The organism is Polaribacter sp. AHE13PA (assembly GCF_019278505.1).
Lineage (GTDB): Bacteria > Bacteroidota > Bacteroidia > Flavobacteriales > Flavobacteriaceae > Polaribacter.
Window position 1 is genome coordinate 2,344,754 of sequence record NZ_CP058985.1, and the last position, 12,475, is coordinate 2,357,228.

Here is a 12,475-nt window from a genome sequence, read left to right on the forward strand (position 1 = left end):
TAAAAGTCCCCCAACTCTTAAACAGTATTTATTTAAACACCTTGTGCATCACCAATAACACGATCTATAAAATCTGTATTGATATATAAAAGCCTTGCTAAATTGTACAAAACATTTACTTCGCTATCATCTATTTCTCCATCAGCATAAGAAATAATAGATAAATCTCTTAAAATGTTAAGCTTCTGCATCACAGACAACACAACATCTAAATCTTTGGTAAGTTGTTGTACTTCACTAATCATTTCATCTTCTGTTAGTCCTTTTATGGTCATCATACAATTGGCAAAAACCTTCGGAGCTACAATACTGCTTAATGCTTGTATTTCCGAATCGTCTACAACACCATCTGCATTAGAAATTAAATAGCCTCCTAAAAACATTAAACGTTGTATTTTCTCAGAATGCTCACCTTCATCCTCTAGATTCTCAGGCTCCATTAAAGACATAATTCGCTTAATTTCAACCTCCATAGCTTCCTCAGTAATTTCTCCAGAAATAGACTCATTAAAAGCTGCATAGGTTTCACTTTTATTAAAAAGTTCTAAGGCTTTAATTCTTAACGGGCTAAACGGATGAGTACTATACCAATCTGAAGGATCTAAATTAGAATCGTTTAAAACCTCTTCTAAATCTACAAATTGTTCTATGTACGCATTTAATTGAAAATCTAAAGAATCTGTTGTTACTCCTGATGATAATTTAAAGAAAGTACGACCAACAGCTTCAAAATTCTGACAACATAACAAGCCTGCTCTATCTGCACTTATTTCTGCATTTCTGTTCCAAGCATACAATTTCATTGCGTGAATTGGCGCCAAATCATTTTCGCCTGTATCTAATATTTGTCTTACAGGATAATCGAAATGCTCAAAAAGCACATGCCCTATTTCATGACCAACAACAAAAGTTAATTCCTCTTTAGAGAAACGCTCTAAAATTCCGGATGATAAAATAATGTATAATTTATTATCGTCTGGCGGATAACAAGAAGCATTAAAAGTATCTCCTTGATATACAAAAAACTCAATATCAGCCTTAAGCTTTAGCGTTTTTTTACAATGCTCTCCTATTTCATGAAGCATTGGTGCTAAAGTCTTTGTCAACCTTAAACTAGATTTTAATAAATGCTTTCTAGACTTAAATTTACCACTATTCTTATTTACTTTTTCTAACGTTTTTTGTATTAAATCGTCTTGTTGAAAAGCAATAACATAATCTCTATCACCATCATAAACTAATAAGTTTAAATCAATGTCAGCCCTATTATTTGTATAGATCCCTTCTACGGTTTCTACTTCTGCCTTATGATTTAAAGCATTTATCTCTTCAATACGTTTGGTATATTCTGCCGCTAGTTCTGTTGTTAAATTTTGAAAAACAATACTAGCTTCTTGTATTTTATCGAAATTTCCTGACGCTTGTGCATCATTTAAATCTGTTAACATTTTTTCTTGCGCCGTATTTAAAGCCGCTTGATGTTCTTTTTCTAATTCTGAAAGTGTTTCCGCTATATATGACATACTTTTTAAGCTTGAACTGTTATTTTTGAATTAGAAATTTTCATTATTTTTCCTTTTAAATCGAAAATTCCTAAAATCTGATCATCTCCTTTTTTAGCAACGATGTTGTTTCCTGGCAACTCTACGTCATACCCTTTTCCTTTTAGATAAAAGTATAAACTGTATTTATGTGGAAATCTATAATTGGCAGCAGATTCTGTAAAATGAGAACACATCAATGCAGGTTCAGTAATAGCCTTATTATCTAATTCTTCAGATTTAATAGTAACATAAACAGTTAATCCTTTAAAAACTAAAGGAACAAAACAGCTTTCCTGTCCCATAGAAGAAGCAATCGTAGAAAAATAAGCTCCTGGATCTGAACTAAATTCTTTCTTAGGGGTTATCATATCTTCAATTTTATAAGCTTCACCTATTGCTTTTACTACTAATGATGTTTGTAAAAACTTTTCAGGAATACCACCTTGTGTATTTCCCCAAGCCCATAACCAACTTTTTTCATTTTCGGAATACGTACCAATAACCTGAATATCAAAAACTTTATCGGTACCATACGTTAATTTACCTTCTAACATATCGCAATTCCAATCTAATCCTTTTACTGTTTCGGCAAAAATTACTTGTCTTTCATTAGAAATTACAAAAGATTGATTGTACAATTCTTGAATACTTACTTTATTTTCTTGTTCCTCTGTGGCTGCTTGTTTGTTTTCTGTTTCAGATGTTGCCGTTTCAGCTGCTGCTGGAGTTCCTTCTGCAAATTCTTCTAGTTTATCTTCTAATAAAGAAATAATACGAGCAGTTCTACGATCTACATTATCTGCGTTAACAATAGGACTGTGATCAATTTTTAAAACAGCGTCTTCAAAAGTAATCGCACGGTCTAAATTATGTTCGTCATTTTCATTAACGATAATAACTTCTTTTAATCCGGCTTTTAAAAGCTCCACACCCATATCATCAACACAAATAGCTTTAAAAGCTTCTATTAATGGCAGAAAATAGATTTTAGGAAACGTATCATTATATAAATGAGAAAATCGATCTTCCATTAAAGTGTTCCAAGAAATATTTAAAGGAACAGTAAAACCTGCTGCCGTATTAATTTCTGTTTCTAATGCTGGAAATAATTCTTTTTGAAATGCTTGGATAATTCTTTTTTCTTTAAGTCCCATAATTCTATTATTTTAATTTTATTAATTTTGTTTTTAGTTTATAATATTTGAAGTAGTTTTTCTTCAAAAATAGTAGCTAATTTTTTTGGTAAAGCTTTATCAATAGGTATTGATATGGTTATTGTTTCTCCCTGATATTCAAGATCTAATTTATCTGCTTGTTGTAGAATAATAGTATCTACTCCTTGCCAAGCTTCTTTACCTAATTCGTCTGTTACAATTTGATGTATCGCACTTTTTAATGCTGTAAAAACATCCTGAATATTAAACCTGGTATTTATTTCACTTAGAGAAATATCATTGATATCAAATTCTTTTATCTGACTTCCAAGTAAACTTTTTTCACTTTGCAACCAACGTTTTAGTTGCAAAACAGTTAAATTTTCGTTTTCTGATGATAAAGGCCTACTTATAACTCCTTTAGATAATTCTACAACCATTTTTTTAGGTTGTTTTATGGTAATCATTGCAATACTATGTAGGTTTAAAAAAGCTACTTCTTCTTGCAGAGAAAGGATACAAACCGATTTATTATGGTTATTGTCCTCTTTTAAATCTAAAATTATGCCTTCTACATAACCTCCATTGTTTAATGAAATAGCAATTAAAATGTCTTCTTTTTTCTTAAAAACAGATCGTAAGATTTCCTCTGGCGTTTGGGCTACAAACGCTTTATAATAATGTGTGTTTTTCATGATAAAAAATAGTGTTATAAATCTGCTATGAGATATTGGTAATCTTGTGGCAACTGTGAAAATAAATAAAGAAAAATATCGTCTTTATCTGTAGTTCTGTAATCGTAATAGGTTAAATTTTTCTTTTTTAAATTCGGATAATTCATTTCAACTAAATACATCCCTACTACTTCGGTTAAAGGCTGATTTTTCTCTAGTCTTTTTCTTGGTTCATGTTTTTCAAAAGCGATATAAAATGAATTTAAATCTTTTTGATTGACCCAAATATTGCTTAAAAAAACAGGAGAATTTGGCTTAGAAAATTCTTTTCTTATTATGTAATCTATATTTTCTGCCTTTACAGATCCATAATTATTTGCAACAATAGCATTTTGCTTATATCTATATAATTCTGTGCTATCATTATACGCAGTGGGCTTTACTATCAATTCATAAAAACCCTTTTCTTCTCTTTCTATTTTAAAATCTATATGAGCTTCTCTTGTCCAGATATTTGGATATTTATCTAAAATGTTACCAATTTTATTTGAAAAATAATGAAACTTATTAAATGTAGGTTCAGATTTTAAACTAATACTAATGGAATGATTAAAGACATTTACATCAACACTTAAAACATCTTCATCTAACACTTCGTACAGTTCTTCTCTCAATACAATTTCTTGTTTTTGATAATCTGTTAACGCCTCAATACTCCTATCTTCAGCATCATGAGACGAAACACAAAGCGCTTTATCTTTAGCATCCCATTCAAAATTTATAACAACTTTAAGGTTTTCTTTAAGTGCTAATTCTACCCAGTATAAATTAGGATCCATATTGGCAGCATTAAAATTTCTTTCAAAAGTTATAATTTCATACTTGTTATTATGGTGCTCTTTTAAATACGCTACAAACCCTTTTTTTGCGTTCGTATTAGAAACTCCACAACCTACAAACAAGAATAAAATTCCAATTAAAAAACTATATAAAATCATTTTATGCATACCAATATCTTTTACCAATTACACTAAATATAAAATGCTTCTTATAAATTATTTTCCAATAAGTTAACAAGCACTTTAATTCTACTATCAACGTCTGGTGCATTTGAAATAGGACTATGATCTATCGTTAAAACTCCATTTGAAAATGTGAATCCATTAGCAGGATTGTGATGATCTTTGGTATTTAATATGTGTATTTCTTTTAAGCTTTCTGCTAATGCTTCTTTCCCCATATCGTCACTAGCAATAGATTTAAAAGCTTCTATAATTGGTAAGAAATATATTTTTGGGTATGAATCTGAATAAAGATGTAAAAAACGATCTTCAAATAAAGTGCTCCATTCAATGTTTAAAGTAACATCAAAACCAGCAGCTTCATTTATTTGTGCTTTTAATTCTGGAAATTGTTCTTCTTGAAATGTTTTTGTAAATCTGTTTTCTTTTAATCCCATGATATTTTAATTTAAAGGTTATTTGTTTATTTACCTCAAAACTAAGATTTGATTAGGATGTTTTTAAAACCGTTTTACATTTGTCGTTCTTCGTTTTATAATTGCTTTTATAATGTATCTAAAATCTGTTTTAAGTACGATTTTTTACGAGTAGCAACAGGAATTTTCTCGCCATTTGTTAAGTAAACAGTGTTATTAGCGTTAATGGTTTTTATGTATTTTATATTCACTAAATGTGATTGATGTATGCGCACAAAGGTGTGTTCACTTAGAATATTCTCATAATATTTTAGATTACGAGCACTCATTATTTTTTTATCTACAGTATGAAAAATGGTATACGCACCATCAGACTGACAACGAACAATGTCTTTTGTTTGAAGAAAATATTGTGCATCTGCTGTTTTTATTAATAAGGTTTTGTCAATTTCTTTTTTATTAATTTCAGAAACTTGGTTTAATGCATTTTTATAAACTTGTTCTTTTTTAAAACCAACTCTAAATCGATCTATACACTCTGATAGTTCTTCTGAATCTATCGGTTTCAACAAATAATCTATCGTATCAAACTTTATTGCTTTTATAGCAAATTCATCATAAGCAGTCGTAAAAATTATTTTGAAATCAATACTATCTAAAGCTTCTAATATCTGGAATGCATTACCACCAATCAACTCTATATCTAAGAAAACTAAATCTGGAGTTTCTTCTTTTAAAAATGAAATAGCATCTGTAACATTATCAATTTTAGCTACAACCTCAATGTCTTTTTGAGTATAGGTAATCAATTTATCTAATGTATTTAATGCATTAAATTCGTCTTCTATTATAACTGCTTTTATCATTAAAGTTTTAATTTAAAAAATACTTTTGTTCCTGAAGGATTATTGTTTTTATCAAATAAATCTTGGAGTATAAATGATTTTTCTTCTCCCTTTTTCCTCATTTTTAAACGCTCCTTAAAAATAGTTGTTGCATGTAGGTCTTCCGTTACTTCTTCTTCTTTTGCTTTTACAGACCTCCCTACTCCATTATCTAAAATAACAAATAACAGCTCATCTCCTTTCTTTTCTATTTGAAGCAATAATTTACCATCCTCTTTTTTCTCTTTTAAACCATACTCTATGGCATTTTCTAAAAAAGGTTGTAACAACATTGGCGGCACTTGTATTTTAGAAACATCCATCAATTGATCGATTTCTATAGTATACGAAAAAACATTATTAAAGCGTAATTGTTGTGTTTCTATATAATTAGAAATCATGGCAATTTCTTTATCTAAAGAGATTGATTCTTTTCTAACATAATCGAAGTTTTGCCGAATCAACTTAGAAAACTTAGCGATATAATTAGATGATTTTATAGCATTTCCTTCTAAAGTTATATTCTGGATAGCAGCTAATGTATTGAATATAAAATGTGGATTCATTTGTACACGTAGCAAACTTTGCTCTAACTTTGATGCTTTATTTGCTGCTCTTAACTTGGTATTATACACATAAAAAGCAGTTGCAATGGCTAGAAATATAAATAACAAAATAGTACTTATTAAAAGCCACTGATTTCTTGTATTTATTTCTTTTTGATGATTTATTTCTGTTTCTTTTTTCTTTACTTCATAATTAACATTTGCAAAATTTAAGAGTCTATCTTTTTCTAAAGCACTCACATTCAACTGTAAACTATCTCTAATTATTTGGTTATCTAAAGCTCTAACAAAATCTTCTTTCAAAATAGAAATAGCAATAAGCTTACCTCTAACCTCTATTTCTTCTTTTACGTTTTTATTAGCAACATAAATATCTAGGGCCTTTTTATAATTAACTGCTGCAGAGTCGTATTCAGATTTTAACAAAAACAAATTACCCAAACCTTTATAAGGCGCAGCATTTACTGCTTTTATATTGTTATTTAAAGTAGCAGCACCTCTTAAAAATTTTTCTGCATTTTCATATTTCACTGCATCAATATAAGTGTAACCTATATTATTTAAAACACTTGCTAATAAGACAGGATTCCGTATAGACTGACTTAAAGCCATCGCTTCAGAATAACTATTTAAAGCTTTATTATACTCCCTTAATTGCAAATAAACACTAGCTATATTATTTTTTATTGAAACAATAGAAGTAGTATCCATTTCTTTTGAAAACAAACTATCCGTTATTTTTATATAAGACAAAGCTTTGTCATAATCTTTTAATTTAAAATGAAGATTAAATAGTTGGTTATAAGCTTTACCCTCTATTCTTTTATCGTCTGTTAACTGCGCCAAATGCAATGCTTTAAGCGCGTATATTTGCGATGTTTCCACATCTCCCATATGTAGTGCTGCTCCACTTAATGTTATCAAACTACGCCCTTGGTTATAAATATCATTTAATTCAACAAATAATTTATAACACTTTAAATGCGTATTAAATGCTTCTTGATATTTAAAATTTATATATAAAAATTCTCCTTTTTTAAACAGCAACATTGCACGTTCTAAGGATGTTAAATCTTTACTATTTTGTAATAAACGATCTAATTCTAAAAAAAAATCTTCTGTTTGTGTTTGCGTAATACTATCTAAGCTAGCTAGTTTATTCTTTATGTCCGGGCGAATAACATCTTGTTTGGAACAAGCTAAAAACAATAGTATTAAAGACATCGCAAAACTTAATTGCCATAATCTTTTCTTTTTTAAAATCATAAAAACTAAAATAGAAAATGTTTGAACAAGCTAAAATAAGCAATCATCAATACTCTAATAAAAAAAATACTTTTATTTTTGTTAAACCAAACATTTTATTAGAACAAAATGGAAATTGATAACAGTATTTTTTTTTAGATTTTCTGCATCTTTATAGATCTAGCTTTGTCTATTAGGAAAAATATGAGCAATCAAAAATTGAAATCAGAATTCAAGAATCAATTAAATATAGCAAAAGTAGCAATATGCAAAAAGCAGTATAAAACAGCTTTTTATCATTTAGAAAACGCACATGTCTTAGGACAAAATAACTTGTACAGACATACTTTAAGTCATTATTACATGCTGATATTTGGCTTAAAAACAAAAAATAATAAAGAAATCATTGGGCAAGTCTTAAGAATTTTTGCATCTATTTTGTTTACATTAATTTGGGTTCCTATAGGTAATACAGGCGGTACCAACATTTCTCCAGTAAAAATAATTCCTATTAGAAAAGAATTAAAAAAATATTTCTTAAATTAATGCATCTTTTTAAATGATACCCCGTCTATTAGGTGAACATTAAATATAGAATATCATGAAAAATACAAATTGTAACTGTAATTGTGAAGGTTGTAAAACCGGAGATTGTAAAAATTGTACATGTACAAACTGTACGTGTAATAATTGTAATTGTTAAATAAATATCATTTCGAACTGAGGAATAAAGAGAACACTCAATCGTTACTCATTTCGGAATGATATCTTATACTTAAAAATACCGTATGACTACAAAACAAGTTTGGACTTTATATTCTAAAGATTTAAAACGATTTATTATCAGCAAGGTAAAAGATACAACTATTGCAGATGATATTTTGCAGGACTCCTTTATTAAAATTCACACAAAACTACACACCTTAAAAGATATTAAAAAGCTAAAATCTTGGTGTTTTACGGTTGCTAGAAATTCTATTTTAGACTATTGGAGAACCAATAATAAAACTTTTGAAATTGCCAATTTTGAAGCAGAAACGAGTATTTTAAAAGAAGAACATACAGAAAAAGACTGTTTAATAGGTATTTTAAATCATTTACCAAAAAAATACAGAGACCCTTTATTTCTTTCGGATATAAAAGGAATGAAACAAAAAGAAGTTGCAGATCAATTAAAACAGTCTTTACCAACTACAAAATCTCAAATACAACGTGCTCGAAAATTAATTGCAGAAGGCTTTATGGATTGTTGCGGTTTTGTTTTAAATGATGATGGTAATTTGGTTGGAGAAATTAAGGAAAAGGAAGATTGCAAAGTTTGTAAATAAATTAACAATAATCATCACCTTATTATTTATCTTAGTTGAAATTATAACAAAAATTAAAACATCCCAACTATGGCAGCACTTAAAAAAGAAGACATTAGTCAAGAAGTATTTGACTTATATGACGACTATGCACATAACAAAATAGACAGAAAGCAATTTCTAAAAAAACTATCATTATATGCTGTTGGAGCAATTACATTACCAGCTTTATTAAGTTTTATTTCTCCTAATTATGTAGATGCTATATTGGTAGAACCTAACGATCCTCGATTGAAATCTGAAACCATAAATTATGCCTCTCCTAAAGGTGGAAAAAAAATGACAGGTTTGCTCTCCATTCCTAAAGATCCAAAAGGTAAACTACCCGGAATTATAGTTGTCCACGAAAACCGAGGATTAAACCCGTACATAAAAGATGTTGGTAGAAGAGCTGCCTTAGAAGATTTTATAACCTTAGCGCCAGATGCACTTTCTCCAATGGGAGGATATCCTGGTAATGATGATGATGGTAGAGATATGCAAAAAAAGAGAGATCAAGGCGAAATGCTAGAAGACTTTATTGCTGGCTACAACTACCTTAAATCTCATGAAGATTGTAACGGAAAAGTAGCAGTTGTTGGTTTCTGCTTTGGAGGTTGGATTTCTAATATGATGGCAGTTAGAATACCAGAATTAGCAGCTGCCGTTCCATATTACGGAAGGCAACCAGAAACAGAAGATGCTAAAAAGATTAAGGCTCCTTTACTATTACAATACGCCGGTTTAGACAAAAGGGTTAATGATGGTTGGCCCGCTTTTGAAAAAACTTTAAAAGAAAATAATATTGAACACGAAGCACATTTTTATCCTGAGGTAAACCATGGCTTTCATAACAATACAACCCCCAGATATGATGAAGCAGCAGCTGATTTATCTTGGAAAAGAACCATTGATTTTTTTAACAAGCATTTAAAAGAATAAATTAATAAATGTAAGCTACAATAACGAAGCATTGTGTTTATTTACAATCGTTTCTCAATTTATAATGAGAAACGATTGATAAATCTATTTTTTAATTAGATTCCTTCTCATTCTTTCTTTAGAATGACAATTTAATGTTTATAATTATTTACTTTTATCTTTTAAATATTTAAGGTGAAAAATAAAACTCTTATAAGTAAAGAATTAGACAATTTCTACAACAAAGCATCAGAAGAAACCAGACTAGAAAAAGGTATGGGTATTTTTGAATTTGAACGTATTAAAGATCTCATACAGTTACATATTTCTAATCCAAAATCTAGAATTATTGATGTTGGTGGCGGAACCGGTAAATATTCTGAATGGTTGGCAAAAAATAATCATACCGTTCATTTAATAGAACCTGTTTTAAAACATATAAAATTGGCTGAAAAAAGAGCCAAAAAATTAAAAAACCCTTTTTCTGTTGCTATAGGTGAAGCTAAAAATTTACCTTTTGAAGACAATGTTGCCGATTTGGTAATTTTACACGGACCTTTATATCATTTACAAAAAAGAGAAGATAGAGTTGCAGCTATTCTTGAAGCAAAAAGAGTGTTAAAAAAAGGTGGAATTATTTTAGGTTTTGCTATTAACGCAACTGCCTCTACCGTTGTTGGTTTAATGAATGGAATGATTCATGCAAACTCATTTTTTGATATGTGCAAAAAAGAACTTACTACAGGTATTCATGATGCACCAAAAGACTTTCCTTTTCTATTAGCTGATGCTTTTTATCACAAACCAGCTGGGTTAAAAGCTGAATTTCTAGAGCAAAACCTCAACTTTATAAACCTGTTTGCCGTAGAAGGTATGATTTGGTTAGACAATGAATATTTTGCAAATATGTTAGATAAGAAAAAATCGAAAACATTAAAAGCATTGCAAAATCTCACACAAAATGATGAGTATTTACTACCTTTTAGTCCGCATATGATGATTTCCGTAAAGAAATAACTTCGTTTCTTTTTTAAATTTATATAAAATAAACTCGCTATATAACTAATTAAAAATAGTCTTTAGAAAACGAATAAAATAACTAAAGTGAAAGATAAAGAGGTCTATTGGGGAGTTTGTAAAAACTGTAAAGGAACAGGAAAAAAAAGGAAAAGTCTTCCTAAAAAAACACGACTCATTTACAAAAATTCATTAGAACAATTTAAAAAATCAAATGGAGAAATTCCCCCTCCAGTTTTACCTAAAGGACCACTAGACACATGTGCTAAATGTAAAGGAACTGGACTTATTGAATCTAACACCTTGCCAACTGTAGACACAGAAAACTACCCACACATTGCCATTATTGGTGGCGGAATTGGAGGCGTTGCACTAGCTGTTGCATGTTTGCATCGCGGAATTCCCTTTACACTTTATGAACGAGATATTAGTTTTAATACTCGCTCTCAAGGTTACGGACTTACCCTCCAACAAGCAAGCAAAGCCATGGCTGGGTTAGGTGTTGTAAATTTAAAAGACGGAATTACATCTACTAGACACATAGTTCACACAATTACAGGAGAAGTTATTGGTGAATGGGGAATTAGAAAATGGGGAAGATCAGAAACAAAAGCATCACCAAAACGGACAAATATTCACATTGCAAGACAATCTTTACGTTTGGCTTTACTTGATCAGTTGGACAATACTGATAGCGTAAAGTGGGGACACAAATTATTAAATTATAAAGAGTCTGAAGATGGAAATATTGATATCAACTTTAAAGTAAACGACAAAGTTAGATCAGAAAAAGCAAATCTAATTGTTGGTGCAGACGGAATTAGAAGTACCGTAAGAAAACTGTTAATTGGTGACGATATTTCTCCTTTACGCTACTTAGACTGCATTGTTATTTTAGGTATTTGTCCTCTAAAAAATCTAGACGGAATTGAAAGCCCATTATTAGATTCCGCTACCGTTTTTCAAACTGCTAATGGTAATGAACGCATCTATATGATGCCTTTCGATTCGGAAACCATCATGTGGCAACTTAGTTTTCCTTTATCAGAAAAAAAAGCAAAAGAACTTAATATTAAAGGAGCTAAATTTCTTAAAGAAGAAGCGTGTAAAAGAACGCAATGGCACAGTCCAATCCCTCAAATTGTTGCTGCGACCAATGAAACTCAAATATCAGGTTATCCTGTTTACGACAGGCCGCTACTGAACGCTAAATTATTAGAAAAAGAATCTAAAGTAACACTCATTGGAGATGCAGCTCACCCTATGAGTCCCTTTAAAGGACAAGGAGCAAACCAAGCTTTGTTAGATGCTTTATCACTTGCACGAAGCATTACTAAAAACTGCAAACCGCTATCTAAATGGAGACAGATTGGTATACGAAAAAGTGTGCTTACTAAATTTGAAGCGGAAATGATAGCCCGTAGTGCTTCCAAAGTAAAAGATTCCGCAGAGGCTGCAAAATTATTACATTCAGAAATTGTACTTTATAAAGGAGATGGCCCGAGAGGCAAGCATCGAAAGAAAAAAGGAGAATAATTTTTAATTTTAAAACGCGACAACCCACTTAAAAATACTGATAATCAACCTCCTGAAATGTTTATTATTCTTTATTTTATTGATTAGATGAAATTTCCGTTGCTCACTTTCAAATTACCGCTTATCATATTATCAAATTAAAAAGCAGTT

12 protein-coding genes are annotated in these 12,475 nt (G+C 30.0%); 5 read left to right on the forward strand and 7 right to left on the reverse strand.

Annotation, left to right across the window (positions count from 1 at the left end):
* Positions 1-32 precede the first annotated feature (32 nt).
* From H0I28_RS10185 to H0I28_RS10215, 7 genes are all read right to left on the reverse strand, one after another.
* Positions 33-1,523 (reverse strand): M48 family metallopeptidase, encoded by a 1,491-nt coding sequence (locus H0I28_RS10185; RefSeq protein WP_218759042.1) that lies wholly within the window; start codon positions 1,521-1,523, stop codon positions 33-35.
* A 5-nt stretch (positions 1,524-1,528) separates the two neighbouring features.
* Positions 1,529-2,698 (reverse strand): DUF6882 domain-containing protein, encoded by a 1,170-nt coding sequence (locus H0I28_RS10190; RefSeq protein ID WP_218759043.1) that lies wholly within the window; start codon positions 2,696-2,698, stop codon positions 1,529-1,531.
* 38 nt (positions 2,699-2,736) lie between these two features.
* Positions 2,737-3,393 carry a hypothetical protein gene (locus tag H0I28_RS10195; RefSeq protein ID WP_218759044.1) on the reverse strand — a complete coding sequence of 219 codons (657 nt, stop codon included), beginning with the start codon at positions 3,391-3,393 and terminating at the stop codon, positions 2,737-2,739.
* Positions 3,394-3,407: 14 nt separating this feature from the next.
* Entirely contained in the window at positions 3,408-4,370 is a 963-nt protein-coding gene (locus tag H0I28_RS10200) for a hypothetical protein (RefSeq protein ID WP_218759045.1), read from the reverse strand.
* Positions 4,371-4,420: 50 nt separating this feature from the next.
* Positions 4,421-4,831 carry a hypothetical protein gene (locus H0I28_RS10205; protein WP_218731362.1) on the reverse strand — a complete coding sequence of 137 codons (411 nt, stop codon included), beginning with the start codon at positions 4,829-4,831 and terminating at the stop codon, positions 4,421-4,423.
* A 107-nt stretch (positions 4,832-4,938) separates the two neighbouring features.
* The gene (locus H0I28_RS10210) at positions 4,939-5,676 is read right to left on the reverse strand and encodes a LytTR family DNA-binding domain-containing protein (RefSeq protein WP_218754403.1); all 738 of its coding nucleotides are present in this window, start codon (positions 5,674-5,676) and stop codon (positions 4,939-4,941) included.
* Entirely contained in the window at positions 5,676-7,526 is a 1,851-nt protein-coding gene (locus H0I28_RS10215; protein ID WP_218759046.1) for a histidine kinase, read from the reverse strand. Before H0I28_RS10215 ends, H0I28_RS10210 begins: the two co-directional genes overlap by 1 nt.
* Positions 7,527-7,709: 183 nt before the next feature.
* Between H0I28_RS10215 and H0I28_RS10220 the strand changes: the two genes are divergently transcribed.
* From H0I28_RS10220 to H0I28_RS10240, 5 genes are all read left to right on the forward strand, one after another.
* Positions 7,710-8,051, forward strand: a complete 342-nt coding sequence (locus H0I28_RS10220) for a DUF3703 domain-containing protein (protein ID WP_218754405.1) — start codon at positions 7,710-7,712, stop codon at positions 8,049-8,051.
* Between the two features lie 242 nt (positions 8,052-8,293).
* Positions 8,294-8,833, forward strand: a complete 540-nt coding sequence (locus H0I28_RS10225) for a sigma-70 family RNA polymerase sigma factor (RefSeq protein WP_218759047.1) — start codon at positions 8,294-8,296, stop codon at positions 8,831-8,833.
* A gap of 69 nt (positions 8,834-8,902) precedes the next feature.
* The gene (locus H0I28_RS10230; protein ID WP_218754407.1) at positions 8,903-9,793 is read left to right on the forward strand and encodes a dienelactone hydrolase family protein; all 891 of its coding nucleotides are present in this window, start codon (positions 8,903-8,905) and stop codon (positions 9,791-9,793) included.
* Positions 9,794-9,967: 174 nt separating this feature from the next.
* Positions 9,968-10,789, forward strand: coding sequence for a class I SAM-dependent methyltransferase (locus H0I28_RS10235; protein ID WP_218759048.1), 822 nt, complete (start codon positions 9,968-9,970; stop codon positions 10,787-10,789).
* 78 nt (positions 10,790-10,867) lie between these two features.
* Positions 10,868-12,325 carry an NAD(P)/FAD-dependent oxidoreductase gene (locus H0I28_RS10240; RefSeq protein ID WP_218761707.1) on the forward strand — a complete coding sequence of 486 codons (1,458 nt, stop codon included), beginning with the start codon at positions 10,868-10,870 and terminating at the stop codon, positions 12,323-12,325.
* Positions 12,326-12,475 lie beyond the last annotated feature (150 nt).